At 71.7% G+C, this 16763-nt stretch carries 14 protein-coding genes; 7 read left to right on the top strand and 7 right to left on the bottom strand.

The genetic code is table 11. The features are described 5' to 3' along the window. Nucleotides 1–21: 21 nt before the first annotated feature. Together leuA and OHB44_RS32775 are read right to left on the bottom strand one after the other, a co-directional pair. Nucleotides 22–1773: a 2-isopropylmalate synthase gene (leuA, locus tag OHB44_RS32780; RefSeq protein WP_266304221.1), complete on the bottom strand. Its 1752-nt coding sequence runs from the start codon at nt 1771–1773 to the stop codon at nt 22–24. 237 nt (nt 1774–2010) lie between these two features. Continuing rightward, on the bottom strand, nt 2011–3282 hold the full coding sequence (locus tag OHB44_RS32775; protein ID WP_238684833.1) for an MFS transporter: 1272 nt from the start codon (nt 3280–3282) through the stop codon (nt 2011–2013). A gap of 77 nt (nt 3283–3359) precedes the next feature. Here OHB44_RS32775 and OHB44_RS32770 point away from each other — a divergent pair, with 77 nt between their 5' ends. Further along, nucleotides 3360–4346: an ArsR/SmtB family transcription factor gene (locus OHB44_RS32770; RefSeq protein ID WP_266304222.1), complete on the top strand. Its 987-nt coding sequence runs from the start codon at nt 3360–3362 to the stop codon at nt 4344–4346. Between the two features lie 13 nt (nt 4347–4359). On the opposite strand, the gene OHB44_RS32765 is transcribed toward OHB44_RS32770, so the two are convergent. After that, complete coding sequence (locus OHB44_RS32765; protein ID WP_238684831.1) at nt 4360–4890, bottom strand: nitroreductase family protein; 531 nt, start codon at nt 4888–4890, stop codon at nt 4360–4362. Between the two features lie 84 nt (nt 4891–4974). Continuing rightward, nucleotides 4975–5763 carry a hypothetical protein gene (locus OHB44_RS32760; RefSeq protein WP_238684830.1) on the bottom strand — a complete coding sequence of 263 codons (789 nt, stop codon included), beginning with the start codon at nt 5761–5763 and terminating at the stop codon, nt 4975–4977. Nucleotides 5764–6023: 260 nt separating this feature from the next. On the opposite strand from OHB44_RS32760, the gene OHB44_RS32755 reads away from it, so the two are divergent. Both OHB44_RS32755 and OHB44_RS32750 read left to right on the top strand, forming a co-directional pair. Beyond that, complete coding sequence (locus OHB44_RS32755; RefSeq protein ID WP_030489892.1) at nt 6024–7289, top strand: aspartate kinase; 1266 nt, start codon at nt 6024–6026, stop codon at nt 7287–7289. 5 nt (nt 7290–7294) lie between these two features. Continuing rightward, the gene (locus tag OHB44_RS32750; RefSeq protein ID WP_238684829.1) at nt 7295–8356 is read left to right on the top strand and encodes an aspartate-semialdehyde dehydrogenase; all 1062 of its coding nucleotides are present in this window, start codon (nt 7295–7297) and stop codon (nt 8354–8356) included. Nucleotides 8357–8601: 245 nt separating this feature from the next. Here the strand turns inward: OHB44_RS32750 and OHB44_RS32745 are convergent, their stop codons facing one another. Next, entirely contained in the window at nt 8602–9966 is a 1365-nt protein-coding gene (locus OHB44_RS32745) for a diguanylate cyclase (RefSeq protein ID WP_442932719.1), read from the bottom strand. A 243-nt stretch (nt 9967–10209) separates the two neighbouring features. Here OHB44_RS32745 and OHB44_RS32740 point away from each other — a divergent pair, with 243 nt between their 5' ends. Then, on the top strand, nt 10210–10989 hold the full coding sequence (locus OHB44_RS32740) for a phosphodiesterase (protein ID WP_238684827.1): 780 nt from the start codon (nt 10210–10212) through the stop codon (nt 10987–10989). A 9-nt stretch (nt 10990–10998) separates the two neighbouring features. Continuing rightward, on the top strand, nt 10999–11649 hold the full coding sequence (locus OHB44_RS32735) for a histone deacetylase (protein WP_238684826.1): 651 nt from the start codon (nt 10999–11001) through the stop codon (nt 11647–11649). Between the two features lie 35 nt (nt 11650–11684). Here OHB44_RS32735 and OHB44_RS32730 read toward each other — a convergent pair whose 3' ends face one another. After that, on the bottom strand, nt 11685–12482 hold the full coding sequence (locus OHB44_RS32730; protein ID WP_330439235.1) for an alpha/beta fold hydrolase: 798 nt from the start codon (nt 12480–12482) through the stop codon (nt 11685–11687). A 279-nt stretch (nt 12483–12761) separates the two neighbouring features. Between OHB44_RS32730 and OHB44_RS32725 the strand changes: the two genes are divergently transcribed. Further along, nucleotides 12762–14468 carry a bifunctional metallophosphatase/5'-nucleotidase gene (locus OHB44_RS32725; protein ID WP_330439234.1) on the top strand — a complete coding sequence of 569 codons (1707 nt, stop codon included), beginning with the start codon at nt 12762–12764 and terminating at the stop codon, nt 14466–14468. Nucleotides 14469–14793: 325 nt separating this feature from the next. On the opposite strand, the gene OHB44_RS32720 is transcribed toward OHB44_RS32725, so the two are convergent. Continuing rightward, entirely contained in the window at nt 14794–16077 is a 1284-nt protein-coding gene (locus tag OHB44_RS32720; protein ID WP_330439233.1) for an MFS transporter, read from the bottom strand. Nucleotides 16078–16227: 150 nt separating this feature from the next. Here OHB44_RS32720 and OHB44_RS32715 point away from each other — a divergent pair, with 150 nt between their 5' ends. Further along, the gene (locus OHB44_RS32715) at nt 16228–16701 is read left to right on the top strand and encodes a hypothetical protein (RefSeq protein WP_238686615.1); all 474 of its coding nucleotides are present in this window, start codon (nt 16228–16230) and stop codon (nt 16699–16701) included. Nucleotides 16702–16763: the final 62 nt, after the last annotated feature.

Raw genomic sequence — 16763 nt, 5'->3', positions numbered from 1 at the left:
CTCGGGGGTGTCGCGCCCAGGTCAGCGGCGGGCGCGGTTGACGGCGCTGGTGACCGCCTTGATCGACGCGGTGACGATGTTGGCGTCGGTGCCGACACCCCAGACCGTCCTGCCGTCCACCTCACACTCCACGTACGCGGCGGCCTGCGCGTCACCACCGGAGGAGAGCGCGTGCTCGTGGTAGTCGAGCACCCGTACGCCCACCCCGACCGACTGGAGCGCGTTGACGTACGCGTCGATCGGGCCGTTGCCGACCGCGGCGAGCGAGCGCTGCTCGCCGCCCACACCGACCTGGGCCTCGATCTCGACCTTGCCGTCCACAGTGCCGATCGTGTAGCCGGCCAGCCGGACCGTCGGGTCGGGCTGGTGGTCGAGCAGGTAGTGCGTCGCGAAGATCTCCCACATGGCGGCCGGGTCGACTTCGCCGCCGTCGTGATCGGTGACCTGCTGCACCACACCGGAGAACTCGATCTGGAGCCGGCGCGGCAGGTCCAGTTGGTGCTCGCTCTTCATGATGTACGCGACGCCGCCCTTGCCGGACTGCGAGTTGACCCGGATGACCGCCTCGTAGGTGCGGCCCAGGTCCTTCGGGTCGATCGGCAGGTACGGCACCGCCCAGGTGTGCTCGTCCATCGGTACGCCGGCCGCCTTCGCGTCGGCGGCGAGGGCGTCGAAGCCCTTCTTGATCGCGTCCTGGTGGGAGCCGGAGAAGGCGGTGTAGACCAGGTCGCCCGCGTACGGGTGGCGCTCGTGCACAGGCAGCTGGTTGCAGTACTCGACGGCTCGCCGGATCTCGTCGATGTTCGAGAAGTCGATCATCGGGTCGATGCCCTGGGAGAAGATGTTGAGCCCCAGGGTCACCAGGTCGACGTTGCCGGTGCGCTCGCCATTGCCGAACAGGCAGCCCTCGATGCGGTCCGCGCCGGCGAGCAGGCCCAGCTCGGCGGCGGCCACGCCGGTGCCCCGGTCGTTGTGCGGGTGCAGGCTCAGCACCACGCTGTCCCGGCGCGGCAGGTGCCTGTGCATCCACTCGATCGAGTCGGCGTACACGTTGGGGGTGGCCATCTCGACGGTGGCCGGCAGGTTGATGATCAGCGGACGGTCCGGGGTCGGGTCGATCACGTCGATCACCCGGGAGCAGACCTCCAGCGCGTACTCCAGCTCGGTGCCCGTGTACGACTCCGGCGAGTACTCGTAGAAGATCTCCGTGTCCGGGGTGTGGATCTCGGCGTACTTCTGGCAGAGCCGCGCCCCGGTGGTGGCGATGTCGGCGATGCCGTCCCGATCCAGGCCGAAGACCACCCGCCGCTGGAGGGTGGAGGTCGAGTTGTAGAAGTGCACGATGGCCCGCTTCGCGCCGCGCAGCGACTCGAACGTCCGGTCGATCAGGTGCTCCCGGCACTGCGTGAGCACCTGGATGGTGACGTCGTCCGGGATCATGTCGTCGTCGATGAGCTGCCGGACGAAGTCGAAGTCGGTCTGGCTGGCCGACGGGAAGCCGACCTCGATCTCCTTGTAGCCCATCTGGACCAGCAGCTGGAACATCCGGCGCTTGCGCTCGGGCGACATCGGGTCGATCAGGGCCTGGTTGCCGTCGCGGAGATCCACGGCACACCAGCGGGGGGCGGCCTCGACGGTGCGGGTGGGCCAGGTGCGGTCGGGCAGTTCGACCCGGAACTGCTCCCGGTACGGCTGGTAGCGGTGGTACGGCATCCGGCTCGGGCGTTGCCGGGCGATCGGATCGGTTTCGGCGTCGGTGACAGGTTGAGCCATCTCAGAGTGCTCCCTGGAACATGTGGCGTCAGCAGATCGGAAGGTGTCGGCGAGATGCCGGGCGACGGTGCGCGGCGGTGCCGAGAAGAAACTCGGATGTGCTGGACGGCGCGATGCGACTCCGCGACGAGGTGCCGGCCGGTCAGGCCTCGTCGCGGCGGCTAAGGAGGAGCAGCGCCTGCCACATGACCAGGTCACCCTACGTGATGGAACCGGGGGTGGAAAGACAGGTCCGGACTATGGGACCGGGGTCATGGCCGGCTTCGCGGCCTCGGCACCCAGCCTCGGCGTCCGTTGCGCCCAGGCCACAGCGGGCACGATCGCCACCGCTACCAGCACGAAGATCGCTGCCGTCGGTAACCAACCCCACCCCCCGGTGGTCACCCCGAGCGCGGTCAGCCCCGCCGGCGCGATCAGGTACTGGACCTGCACGCCGAGTCCAAGCGCCCCCACGTACGCACCGCGCTGGTCGGCCGGCGGGAGGGTGGCGGTGAGCCCCCAACTGCCCGCCGACTCGATCAGCTCGGCCAGGATCAGCAGCAACGCGGCGGCTACCAGCACCACCACTGTGAGCGCGCCCCGAGTGACGCCGGAAATCGGCAGGACCAGACAGAACAGGGCGATCAGCAGTCCACCCCGACGGGAGGCCCGGGCCGCTCCCGCCGCGGTGTCCGCGCCCCGGCTGACACGTACCTGGAGCAGCACGATCAGGATCGTGTTGAGCAGCACCAGCCCGGCGATCACCGTCTTCGGGGCGTCGGTGTGGGTGAGGATCCACAGCGGCAGGACCGTCAGGTAGAGCACCCCGTGCGCGGTGAGCAACCCGGACAGCACTGACACCGCCATGAACGGCCGGTCCCGGAGCACGGCGAGCCGACTCATCGGCTCCGCCGGTCGGGCCACCTGCGGCAGCCGGGGCAGTCGCCGCACGAAGAGGGCCGTCACGAGGAAGACCGTCGAGATGAACCAGACCATCCCCCGGTACGCCGTGATCGTGTCCACCGCCAGCACCAGGCCGCTGATCACCGCGCCGAGCCCGAAGCCGACGTTCAGCGACGAGCGCTGGTACGCCATCGCCGTGACCCGTTCGGCAGGCGGAAGCGCGTTGATCGAGTAGACCTGCCGGGCCACGCCGACAGCGGCGTCCACTGCGGCCAGCGCCACCACGACGGCGAGGAACCCCGCGAAGCCACCAACGAACGGGTAGGTCGCGAACAGCGCCGCGTTCAGCACCAGCCCCACCACCCAGACCCGCTGCGGCCCGTACCGGTCGGTGAGCCCACCCAGCGGCACCGTGCCCAGCAGCGACACCCCTGCCGCGACGGACAGCCCCAACCCGACCTGCGCGGCGCTGAGCCCGAGCGCCCGGGTGAAGAAGACGGCGCTGCCGGCGTGGAACAGGCCGCTGCCGACGGCGTAGACCATGGCCTGCACGGCCAGGGCGCGGGTCAGCCCGGCCGGCGGTACGACGTCTCGAACGGCGGTGCGGATGGTTTCTCTGGTCCCCATGTTCGGGGAGTGAATCGGTTCCCCATGACCCCGGTCGAGTCTTTTAGGCTGGATCGAATCCTGCTCCAGGGGGGCGTGTGTCCGAGTTGCGGTTCAGCCTGGCCGACGTGGCGGGAGTGCGTCTCGCCGTGTCACCGGCCAACGAGACGGTCATGAGCATGTGGGCGCTGGCCAACCCGGTGCGCTACGCGGTGCACCTGCCCTGGATCGACCGGGCCCGGGTGACGTTGCGTCGTCCCGAGGTGGCCGACCGGGTTCGACCTCTGGTGGGGTTGGTCGTGCCGGGTCGCTGGCTGCCCGACTTCCTGACCCCGGCGGCCCGACCGAACGTGGAGATGGCCGAGCAGCTCGACCAGATCGCCGCGACACCGCCGGCCGTCGTGGTCCAGGACCTGCTGGCGACCACCTGGCAAAAACCGTTGAGCCCGTTCGGGCGGGCGCTGCTCGCCGACCCCGGCGGGCTGCTGCCGCAGGTCGTCGACGCGGTGCGGGTCTGGCACGACGAGGCGATCGCCCCGGACTGGCAGCGGATGCGGGCGCTGCTCGACGCCGACGTGGCGTACCGGGCCGCCCAGCTCGCCGAGAGCGGCGCCGGGCAGTTCTTCGAGCAGCTCCACCCGAGCCTGCGCTGGCACAGCGACCGGGTGATCAGCGACGACACGTTCGAGCGGGACTTCGACCTCCGCGGTCGTGGACTGGCGCTGAACCCCACTGTGTTCACCGAGCAGCACGTGCTGTGGAACCTGCTGGAGGATTCGCTGCCGGTCGGCGCGTACCCGGTCCGTGCCGTCGGGACGCTCTGGGAGGCGACCACACCGCCCCCCGGCGACCCACTGGCACGGGTGATCGGGCCGGGCCGGACCGCGCTGCTGCATCTGCTCGAGACTGCGCTGACCACCACCGACCTGGCCCGACTCACCGGGATGTCCGCCGGAAACGTGTCCCAGCACCTGGCCGCGCTGCACGGCGCCGGCCTGGTGTCGCGGTCCCGCGAGGGTCGGCACGTCCGCTACCGCAACACCGATGCGGCGGCGGTCCTCCTCCGGGCCAGCCGGGGCGGGTGACCCCGGCGCTCGATCAGCGCAGCAGCAGCTCGGCGACCGGGCGGCGGTGCCGCAGGCCGGTCTCCCGGGCGTGCAGGTCGGCGGGGAGGGCGAACGGGTCCCCGAGCCGGCCGACGGCGGCGACCACCAACGGGCGGACGCCTCCGGGCAGGTCGAGTTCGGTGGTGAGTCCGGCCCGGTCGAACCGGGTGAGCTGGTGCACGTGCAGGCCGAGCGCTGTGGCCTGCACTGTCAGGTGAGCGATCGCCTGCCCCAGGTCGTACGCGGCCCGCTCGGTGTCGAGGCCGGTGTGGGCGCCGACCACCAGTGTCGCGGCGTGCCGGATCCAGATCTGGTCGTCGACCGGGAGGCTGATCAGGATCCGTTTCCAGGTCTCGTCGTCGCGGTGGCCGAGGGCGAACCGCCAGGGCTGCCCGTTCTCCGCCGACGGGGCCCAGCGCGCGGCCTCGAGCAGCGAGGCGGACTCCTCCGGGGTCAGCTCGGCGCTCGGGTCGAAGGCTCGCGGGCTCCAGCGGTAGGCGAGCAGCGGGGTGAGGTCGGCCATACACCGGATCGTCCTGTATGGGTGATTCGCCCCTCAGGATGGGGTGGCCGAATGTGGGCAAGAGCACCCGTAACGGGACGAAGATCAGGGCGTTCCCGCGCCCGGGCTCTCCGACGGGTCCGGGGTCGGCGGCGCCGCGATGTCGAGCGGCTCCCGGTCGATCACCACCGGACCGGCCAGCTGCACGGTGGCCGGCGCCGGGCCGGGTGCGGCGGCCAGCCGGAGCGTCCCGGCCCCGGTCCGGACGCCGGTCGGCGTGCCGTCCTTGTCGTAGCAGTAGATGCCCACATCCAGCGGGGCGTTGAGCGACGCCGAGGTGGAATCCACCGAGTAGCAGGTGCCGGTGAGGCCCTCGGGCGCGTTGGCCGGAGCGACCGCCAACGGCGCGCGTCGGTCGGTGAGGACGTCCAGCCAGTCGGTGAGCAGGTGCTGGACCCGGGGGTCGGACCGGCGCGGGATCGCGTCGTCGCGATCACCCAGGCGTACGCAACTCGCCGACTCGGTGTGACCGGCCGACGGCAGGGCGCACTGGAACAACCCGTCGGCGGTGCTGGCCATCGAGACATCGGCGGTGCCACCCAGGGCGCCCCCCGGCACGTCCACCCGCCAGCTCCCGTCATTCGCGCTGGTGAACACGATGGTGCGATCCGGTTGGCCCGCCTGGCCGTAGACATATTGGGCCACCAGGTGACGGTCCTGAGCCGCCGCGGCCAGCGCCGCCAGCTCATCCCGTGCGGCGTCCACCTCGACCGGCCCCGGGTCGGCGGGCGGCGGAGTCGGGGGCTGCTCACTGGTGCAGGCGACCAGGAGGGCTGGCAGGGCGAGGACGAGCGGCCCGAGCACACGGCCGGCCGAGCGGATGAGGACGGGCACCGGCCCATTCTGGTGGGTGCGGGCGGTTGGCGGGTGCCGGCGCGTACCGGGCTCGTCCCGGCGTGTCGGGTGGGGTGTCCCGGCGTACCCCGTTCGACCTGGTGGGACCGGTCTCGCCGGTCCCGGCCGGGCCGGATGGTGGGATCACCTGACCCGGCTTCGTTATCCGCCGGATACCCTCATGAGGTCTGACACGCGCCGCCGGCCCCGGTTCCGGCGGCGTCGGCACGCTCAGGGTCGCTGGGAGGGAGTGCACCGTCGTGGCACTCGTGGTGCAGAAGTACGGCGGGTCCTCCGTCGCCAACGCCGAGCGGATCAAGCGGGTGGCCGAGCGCATCGTCGCCGCCCGCAAGGCCGGCGACGACGTGGTGGTGGTGGTCTCCGCGATGGGCGACACCACCGACGAGCTACTCGACCTGGCCAACCAGGTCAGCCCGCTGCCGCCGGGCCGCGAGCTGGACATGCTGCTCACCGCCGGGGAGCGGATCTCCATGGCCCTCCTGGCCATGGCCATCCACAACCTGGGGTACGAAGCCCGCTCGTTCACCGGCTCGCAGGCTGGCGTGATCACCACCTCCGTGCACGGCCGCGCCCGAATCATCGACGTCACCCCCGGGCGGCTCAAGGGCGCGCTCGACGAGGGCTCGGTGGTCATCGTGGCCGGCTTCCAGGGCGTCTCGCAGGACACCAAGGACGTCACCACGCTGGGCCGCGGTGGTTCGGACACCACCGCCGTGGCGCTCGCCGCAGCCCTGCACGCGGACGTCTGCGAGATCTACACCGACGTGGACGGCATCTTCACCGCCGACCCGCGGATCGTGCCCAACGCCCGTCACATCCAGCACATCACCTACGAGGAGATGTTGGAGCTGGCCGCCTGCGGCGCGAAGGTGCTGCACCTGCGTAGCGTGGAGTACGCCCGGCGGGCGGGGTTGCCGATCCACGTCCGTTCGTCATACTCGACCAACACCGGCACGATGGTCACCGGATCGATGGAGGACCTTTCCGTGGAGCAGGCACTGATCACCGGGGTCGCGCACGACCGCAGCGAGGCCAAGATCACGATCGTCGGGGTGCCCGACGAGCCGGGTGCCGCCGCGCGGATCTTCGACACCGTCGCCGGCGCCGAGATCAACATCGACATGATCGTGCAGAACGTCTCCACCGAGGGCACCGGCCGGACGGACATCTCGTTCACCCTGCCCAAGGCCGACGGTCCCACCGCGATGGCGGCGCTCAGCAAGATCCAGGAGCCGGTCAAGTTCAAGGGCCTGCTCTACGACGACCACGTCGGCAAGGTCTCACTGATCGGCGCGGGCATGCGCTCGCACCCCGGGGTGGCTGCCGGCTTCTTCGCCGCGCTCGGCGCCGCCGGGGTCAACATCGAGATGATCTCCACCTCCGAGATCCGGGTCTCCGTGGTCTGCCGGGACACCGACCTCGACGCCGCCGTCCGCGCCATCCACGACGCGTTCGAGCTGGGCGGCGACACCGAAGCCGTGGTCTACGCGGGGACGGGTAGGTAGCGCCGATGACGGCGCTGCCCACCCTCGCCGTGGTAGGAGCGACAGGTGCCGTCGGCACCGTGATGTGTGAGCTGCTCACCGGGCGACGCAACGTCTGGGGTGAGATCCGGCTGCTCGCCTCCGAGCGCTCCGTCGGGCGCCGGGTGCGCTGCCGGGGCGAGGAAGTCGTCGTCCAGGCGCTGACCCCCGAGGCGTTCGACGGGGTCCAGGTGGCCATGTTCGACGTGCCCGACGAGGTCTCCGCCGAGTGGGCGCCGATCGCCGTCGCCCGGGGCGCGATCGCCGTCGACAACTCCGGCGCGTTCCGGATGGACCGCGACGTCCCGCTGGTCGTTCCGGAGATCAACCCCGAGCAGGTGCGCAACCGGCCCCGGGGCATCATCGCCAACGCCAACTGCACCACCCTCGCGATGATCGTCGCCGTCGCGCCGCTGCACCGCGAGTACGGCCTACGAGAGTTGGTGCTCGCCTCCTACCAGGCGGTCTCCGGCGCCGGCCAGGCCGGCGTCGACATCCTGCACGATCAGCTCACCAAGGTCGCCGGCGATCGGGCGCTCGGCTCGCGCACCGGCGACGTACGCCAGGCTGTCGGCGACGACCTGGGGCCGTTCCCGGCACCCATGGCACTCAACGTGGTCCCCTGGGCGGGTTCCCCGGCGGACAGCGGCTGGTCATCGGAAGAGATGAAGATCCGCAACGAGTCGCGGAAGATCCTCGGCCTCCCCGACCTCAAAGTCTCCGCCACCTGCGTCCGGGTGCCGGTGGTCACCGCCCACTCGGTCGCCGTGCACGCGGTCTTCGCCACCGAGGTCGACGCCGAGGGCGCCCGCGAGGCACTGCGCAACGCACCAGGGGTGATCCTGGTCGACGACCCCGCGGCCGGGGAGTTCCCGATGCCGATCGACGCCGTCGGCACCGACCCGTCCTGGGTCGGCCGGATTCGCCGCGCCCTGGACGACCCCCGCGCCCTCGACTTCTTCGTCACCGGCGACAACCTCCGCAAGGGCGCGGCCCTCAACACCGCCCAGATCGCCGAACTCCTAGCCAAAGAACTCCGCACCACCTAACCCCCGCCCCCGGACCCCCCGCCCCCGGCCCCGGCCCCGCCCCCGCCCCCGCCCCCGCCCCCGCCCCCGGCCCCGCCCCCGCCCCCGGCCCCGCCCCCGGGCTGCCGGCGATCTTGCAGTTTCTGTGGCGACATAAGGGACTAGAGCGACAAAACGACAACCGTAAGTGCAAGATCGGCGGGGCGTGGGGCCTGGGGCGCGGGGCGTGTGGCGTGGGGCGTGGGGGCGTGGGGTGCGGGGTGGGGTTACGCGGCGGAGAGCAGGACGCCGTCTCGGCCTTGGCGTTTTACCGCGTACAGGGCCTGGTCAGCTCTCTTGAGGGTGCGGTCGGGGGTTTCGCCGGGGCGCGGTAGCGCCACGCCCACGCTGATCGTGCGGCCGATGCGTCGGGCCGCCTCGGTGAGCCGTTCGGCGATCCGAACCGCCTCCTCCGGGCGGCTCACCTCGATTACGGCGACGAACTCGTCGCCGCCGATCCGGTACAACTCGTCGCCGTGCCGAAGCGCCCCCTCCAGCGCCCGGGCCAACCCGACCAACACCCGGTCGCCGGCCTGGTGGCCGTACGTGTCGTTGACGGTCTTGAAGCCGTCCACGTCGATCGCCAGCAGAGCCGTACGCCCGGGGGTGGCCGCAGCGATCCGCTGCCCGAACGGGCCGGTGTGCCGCAACCCGGTCAGCGGGTCGGAGCTGGCCTGCTCCCGCAGCCGGGCCAGCGTGCGCAGCCGGTCCACGCTCGTCCAGGCCTGCCCGGCGAGCAACTCCATCAGGCTGACAGTGGTCGGGTCGGGGCGCAGCGCGCGTTCGTCGGCGACCAGCAGCACCCCCGCGGCGTCCGTGGGGCCGACGGGCACGGCGACCAGCGTGCGTACCCCAGCCCGGGTCAACGGGCGGTAGTCCTCGGTCGGGGGATGCCCGGCCTCGCCCAGCGTGTACCCGGCGCCGTACCGGTGCGCCCGCTCGACCATCCGGTCCAGGGCGGCCGGACCGGCGGCGGCCAGTTCGGCGCGGATCCGGGTCTCCAAATCGCTCGGTGTCGCAGGGGACGGGCCGAGCTGGCCGCCGATCAGCAGTAGTGCGGTGGAGAGGGTGGAGACCTCCCGGGCGGCGCGGGCGGCTGCCCCCATCACCTCTCCCTCGGTCGGCGCGGAGGAGAGCGCGGCCGCGTGCCGGAGCAGCTTCTCGCTGCGGCTCTCCGCCGGCGGGCCACCGAGGGCGGCGATCCGCGCACCGAGCCCGTCGGCCAGCCGCTGCGCGGTCTCCCGCCACGGCTCCAGGTCGGTCGGCTCACTCCACTGCAGGTCGAGTACGCCGATCGCCCGGCCCGTCGGGTCCAGCACCGGTACGCACAGCTCGGCTGTCACATCCGGGCGCACCGGCAGGTAGTCCGGGTCGACGGTGACGTCCGGGACGACGGCGGGAGCGCCGGTGGCGTACACCCGGCCGACGATGCCGGTCCGCGCCGGCACTGTGGCGAAGACCTGCCAGGCCCCGGTCGCGGCGACGCAGCGCAGGCGGTCGTGGACCGCGAGCAGCACGGAGATGGTCGCCGGGGTGTGGCGGGACAGCGCGGTGACCGTCCACCGACACGCCTCCGGCGTGCTCGACGCCATCGGCAGGCGGACGGTGACGTCACGGATGACTCGCTGATGATCCACTCGCACGTCGTTCCAGGTAGGGGAGGGGCCCGGCCGACGCCGAACCGCTCGATCAAGCGTACTCACGGTGGCTGGGACCGGCCGGGCTTCGTACACACGTGCTATCCACAGGCTGTGGACGCAGCCTGTGGACGGATGTCCCCGGGATGCCGCGACCGGCGATAGCGTGGAGCATCCCCGCGCCGAGGAGGCGAGCCCATGCTCATCGCCCAGCTCAGTGACCCGCACCTGACCACCGGCCTGCTCGCCGCCGAACCGGCCGCCGGGTTGCACCGAGCGCTCGGCCGGGTGCTGGCGTTGCGACCCCGACCCGACTGCGTGGTAATCACCGGCGATCTGGCCGACCACGGCCAGCCCGACGAGTACGCGGCGCTGCGCGAGGTGATCGGCCACTTCCCGCTGCCGGTGCACCTGACCACCGGCAACCACGACGACCGAGAGTCCCTGCTCGACGCGTTCGGCGGCACACCGTGGCTCGGCGGCGGCTTCTCGGCCTACTACCACGTCGACCACGAGGCGGCGTCCGTCGTGGTGCTCGACTCGCTCGTCCCCGGCAGCGACGGCGGCCAACTCGGCGAGGAACAACTCGGCTGGCTCGACGGGGTGCTGGCCGGGCGGCCCGAGGTGCCCGCCGTGATCTTTCTGCACCACCCGCCGGTCGCCGTCGGCATCCCCGTGGCGGACTCCATCCGACTGGCCGACGGCGACGCGCTCGCCGAGGTGATCGGCCGGCACCGGCACGTGGTGCGGGTCGCCGCCGGTCACCTGCACCGCCCGGTCACCACCGCGTACGCGGGCACTGTCCTCACAGTGGCGCCCAGCACGTGGAAGCAGAGCACGCTCACCATGAGCGCCGACGAGCAGATCGGTTGGGTCAACGAGCCCACCGCCTTCCTGCTGCACTCGGTCGAGGCAGGCGGCTGCGTGACCCACACCGTGCAGGTGAGCCACTCCGCCGGGCAGACCTGCGGCTTCTGAGGGGTGGTCATGCTGGCCTGGTACGTCTCGTACGGCTCGAACATGCACGCCGCCCGGCTGGGCTGGTACATCGGTGGTGGCTGCCCACCCGGCGGAAAGCGGACGTACCCGGGCTGCCGTGACCGGCGTCCACCCAGCCGGTCGACGCCCGTGTCGCTGCCCGGCGGCATCTACTTCGCCGGCGAGTCCGGTGCCTGGACCGGCGGCATGGCCTTCTACGACCCGCACCTGCCGGGCGAGGCCGCGGCCCGCGCCTACCTGGTCACCCTGGAGCAGTTCACCGACATCGCGGCCCAGGAGATGTACCGCCCGCCGGGCGACACGACCGAGCTGATCCCGGCGACCGGCGCGGCCATCGACGCCGCCGTCGCCAACGGACGGGCCACGCTCGGCCCCGGGCGGTACGAGACGCTGATCTGCCCGGGCAGCCGCGACGGTGTTCCGATGCTCACCTTCACCGCCCCCGAGGGGGCGTCAGCCGTGCCCTGCCGACCTCCAGCGCCGATCTACCTCGGCATGATCGCCCGAGGGCTGCGCGAGTCGCACGGCTGGCCCGCCGAGCGGATCGCCGCCTACCTGGCGGCCCGGCCCGGCGTGGCGGGCGCCTGGCCACCGGACGCCGTCGCGGACCTGGTCGACAAGGCGCTGACCGACGACTGACCGGCCGGCATGCGCCTCGTCGGCCGCTGGTGCTGTCAACCGAGCAGGAACTCGCGCAGCGCGGGGGCCAGCGTCGCCGGCGGCACGTCGTGGTAACCGCCGTCGAGGCTCACGGACCGGCCGCCCGGAACGGCCTCGGCCGCCGCCCGACTCGCGTCCCGCAACCACTGTGGACTGCCGGTGCTGTCCACCCCGAGGGTGGGCGCGGTGATGGCCGCCAGCCGCTCGGCGGGGAATCGCCCCCCGGCGGTGACGATCGCGTCGTACACCAGGGTGTGCGCGACCGCCGTCAGCCCACCCCACATCGGCTGCGACCGCATCCCGGTGATCTGCTCGGCCGGCAGCCCCACCGACGCGCTGAGGAAGGTCTCCACCGCGCCGTCCCGGTCGTCGGCGGCGATCAGCTCGATGAGCTGCGGGGTGATGTCCTTGCGGACGCCCACGTGCGGGCCGACCTGGAACGGTGGCTCGAACATGACCATCCTGGTCACCGGCAGGCCCTGTGCGGTGGCGAGGGCGGCCAGGACGGCCCCGGAGGAGATGCCGTAGACGGCGGCGGAACCACCCGCCGCCGCGATCAGGGCAGCCAGGTCGTCGATCTCGCGGCCGACCTCGTACGGTGCGGTGTCGCCGCTGTAGCCCCGACCGCGACGGTCATAGCTGAAGGTGGTGAAATCCGGCGCCAGTGCCGCACCCAGGTCGCGGGTCGCGTTGCGATCGCTGAACGCGCCGCCGACGAGGACGACCGCCGGCCCGGCACCGGACCGCTCGAACGCGATGGGCGTGCCGTCGACCGATCGCACCTGCTCCGCCACGGGTGTCGTTCCGCTCACGATGCCGCCCCCATTCCTCGTAGGCTGTCCCGTCCTTTCTAGACCCTGGGTCCGACGTTGTCCGGCAGACCGCGTTAAACGATGATCGATAGCGGCCTCGGCGTACGCGCTGCTCCGACGCGCTGCCCGGGTCGACCGGTGGGCGTTCGGATGAGAGGCTGTCGGGGCGGGGGCCATGCGCAACCACCGTCATCCGCGACCCTTTCGACGGCGTCCGTCGGCGGCCCCGGTCGACCCAGAGGCCGGGCACCGTACGCGCCGATTCTCACGAGGAGATCCATGTTCATACCCGGGATGCGTCGGGCCGCTGTCGGCCTGACCGCGCTCGCGGTGGCCGCTTTCGGCGCGGTCGCCACCAACCCTGAGCAGGCCGACGCCGGGCCGAAGCCGGTCGACGTCACCCTGCTCGCCCTCAACGACTTCCACGGCAACCTCGAACCGCCGAGCGGGTCCAGCGGCACCATCGCCGGGCAGACCGCGGGTGGCGTCGAGTTCCTGGCCACCCACCTTGCCGAGCTGCGCGCCGCAGCCAAGAAGAAGAACACCATCACCGTCGCCGCCGGTGATCTGATCGGTGCGTCCCCGCTGCTCTCGGCCGCGTTCCACGACGAGCCGACAATCGAGGCGCTGAGCATGGCCGGCCTGGACTACGCCAGCGTCGGCAACCACGAGTTCGACGAAGGCGCCGCCGAGCTGCTGCGAATCCAGAACGGCGGCTGCCACCCGGTGGACGGCTGCATCGACGGCACCCCGTACCGGGGGGCCGGCTTCCAGTACCTGTCCGCGAACGCCTTCAAGACCGCCACCGGCAAGCCGCTGATGGCGCCGTACGCGATCCACAAGGTGCAGGGCGTCAAGGTCGGCTTCATCGGCATGACCCTCGAAGGCACCCCGCAGATCGTCAGCCAGCAGGGCGTCGCCGGCCTCACCTTCGCCGACGAGGCGGACACCGCCAACCGGTACGCGCGCGAGCTGCGCCGCAAGGGCGTACAGGCGATCGTCGTGCTGCTGCACGAGGGTGGCACCCAGGCCGCGACCGGCGGGATCAACGACTGCGTCGGCATGACCGGCCCCATCGTGGACATCACCAACCGGATGGACCCGTCGATCGACGTGGTGGTCAGCGGGCACACCCACCAGGCGTACAACTGCGACATCAACGGCAAGCTGGTCACCTCCGCCAGCTCGTTCGGTCGCGTGGTCACCGACATCGACCTGAAGATCGATCGCCGGAGCGGGGACGTCATGTCGGCCGCCGCGAACAACGTCGTCGTCACCCGCGACGTCGCCAAGGACCCGAGGCAGACCGCGCTGATCAACCGGTACAAGACAGTGCTCGGCCCGGTCGCCGGACGCCAGGTCGGCGTGACCAACGAGGCGATCACGCGGAGCCAGGAAACCCTCTTCGGTACGAGTCTGGGCGAATCGCCACTGGGTAACCTGATCGCCGACGCGCAGCTCGCCGCCACCGACGACGAACAGAACGCCGTCGCCGCCTTCATGAACCCCGGCGGGGTCCGGGCCGACCTCGACGCCGGCCCGGTCACCTACGAAGAGGCGTTCACTGTCCAGCCGTTCGCCAACAACCTGGTGACGCTGGACCTGACCGGCGCGCAGCTCTACTGCGTCCTGGAGCAGCAGTTCATCACCAATCGGACCCTGTACCCGTCGGCCACAGTGGGCTACGTGGTCGACCCGAACGGCACCACCGGCACGGTCGCCGACCCGTGCGCCGGCACCCGCGTGGTCCGGGGCAGCCTCACCCTCGGCGGCACCACCGTCGACACCGCCGCCACCTACCGGGTGACTGTGAACAACTTCCTGGCCGGCGGAGGCGACGGCTTCAGTGCCCTCACCGGCGGCACGAACCTGGTCACCGGCCAGATCGACCTGGACGCCTTCGTGGCGTACCTGACCGCCCAGTCGCCGGTCTCCGCGCCGACGCTGGACCGGATCCGCACCACCGCCGAGGTCCCCGCCGCCTGACGGCCGACCTCTGCGACATCGGGCCCCGGAGCGCCAGCTCCGGGGCCCGACCCGTCGCAGACCCCGCCCGCCCGCCTGCCCGTGCCTGTGGCTGCCCGCGCCCGCGCCTGGCCGCCCGTGCCTGCCTGCCCGTGCCGCCCGCGCTCGCGCCACCCGCGCGCCTATCCGGGCAAGATCGCGCTCGAACATGGATGTAGTGGCATTGGTGCGCGGGGATGCCACTACATCCAGGATTGAGCGCGATCTTGGTGCGGGGTGCGGGGTGCGGGGTGCGGGGTGCGGGGTGCGGGGTGCGGGGTGCGGGGTGCGGAGGGGGTGTTCGAGGTCAGGCGGGGGCGGGCGTGGGCGTGGGGGATGCCGGGGTGGTCGTCGTGAGGCCGTCCTGATCCGTGGTGAGCAATCGGCGCAGGGAGAGCGCGACCAGCGACGCGACCAGGCAGCCGCCGACCACCGTCGCCACCCAGACCATGCCGTTGGCGGCGCCGATGAGCGGGCCGGCGGTCACCGGGCCGATCACACCGCTGATTCCGAAGATCATCGAACTCATGGCGTTGTACCGGCCGCGCAGTTCGTCGGTGGCCAGCGCGTTGGTCAGTGCGGGCATCACCGGTGACAGCATCGTCTCGCCGAAACCGAAGATGGCCGAGCAGAGCACCACGCACAGGGCGGCCAGCAGGGCGTTCTCAGCACTGACCAGGCCGGCCGCGCCGAGGACCAGCCAGGCGGCGGCGAATACCGCTCCCACCACTGCCAACGCCCGGGTGCGGCTGCGCCCCTCGATCCGGCGGATCACCAGCAGTTGCGCGAGCACGATCATCACGGTGTTGGCCGCGAGTGCCCAGGCCACGACCCGGGGATTCACCTCGGCCACCCGCACCGCGTACGCGGCGAAGCCCACCTCCACCTGCGCGTAGCCGCAGGTGGTGAGGATCAGCCCGAAGATCACCAGCCGTCGGAACGGGCGGTCGCGGAGCACCGTCAGGTAGCCACCGGCCGACGGCTCGTCGACGCCTCGACGTTTGCCGAGTCGGTGGCCCACCCCCGGCAGGGTGAGCAGGATCAGCGCCGGCATCAGGTAGGTCACCGCGTCCAGCAGGTAGATCGCCTGGAAGGTGCCGGGCCGGGCGGTGTCGACGATCGCGCCGGAGGTCATGCCGCCGATGCCGATGCCGAGGTTGAGCAGGGCGAAGTTCAACCCGAAGACGCGTTGCCGCTCATCGTCGTCGGTCAGCGACGCGAGGATGGTGTTCTGCCCGGACCAGATCGCCGAACTGCCGATGGCGATCACCGTCATCACCAGCAGGGCCGAGCCGGTGGAGTGGACCAGCGCCAACGACCCGGTGCCGATCGCCTCGATCAGCAGACAGGGCACCACCACCCGGCGGGCGCCGATCCGGTCGATCAGAGTCCCGCCCAGCGGCGACAGGGCCAGGGTGACCACGCCGTACCAGCCGATGACGAGCCCGGCACGGGTGTCGGTGAGCCCGCGTACGTCGGTCAGGTAGATGAAGAGGAACGGCAGGGTCAGACCCCGCCCGACCGCCGACAGCAGTGTGCCGAGGAGGATCCGGCGAGCTTCCGAACGGCGGGGCAGGGCACGACGCAGCATGCCGGCATTCTGTTCGGTGGGTCTGACGCCGCGCGAACCGTTTTGACCACGCCTCGCGGTCACCGGGACCGGCGGGTGACCAATCCCACGTTGATCCACTCGCCGTGATCGTGGCCGGTTGGTGTCCGCCGGGTCTGCGATGCTGGCGCGATGACCGGCACCTGGCGACATCTGCCCGCTACCGCCCGCGCCATCGCGTTGACCGCAACGACGGCCGTCGCCGCCGCCCAGGCACGCGACGGTGAGGCGTACGACGAGGCGGTCGGCGGTCTCGCCGCGGACGAGCGTTCCGGCCTGGTGCTCGGCGCGGTGGTCCGATTGCTGCTGGAGGAGAGCCATCCGGACGGGTTGACCGGCGACGACATCCGCCAGGTGTTGACCCGTTGCGTGCAGGAGTCGACGCGGTGGCGAACGGATGTCGACCCGCACGTCGTGCTCGTCCTGCTGGCCGGCGCGTTGGGCGTGTACGACCCCGAGAGCGACGAGTCACCGCCGGACGCGTCGACGCTGGCGCGACACGCTCCGCTGCTGGTGGCAGACCTGTTGGCGGCGACCAGCGTGCCGTTGGACGACTACCTGGCCGCCGCGTTCGCGGAGATCGAGCGCACCGAACGGCAGGACTGAGGTCGCGCGCACGGAGCGGCAGGACTGACCGGTCCGCGCCACCTCGAACGGGGTGGCGCGGA

It is taken from the genome of Micromonospora sp. NBC_00821 (genome assembly GCF_036347035.1).
GTDB classification, from domain to species: Bacteria; Actinomycetota; Actinomycetes; order Mycobacteriales; family Micromonosporaceae; genus Micromonospora; species Micromonospora hortensis.
Note: the sequence above shows the minus strand (reverse complement) of the source record. Positions and strands in the feature narration are given on the sequence as shown.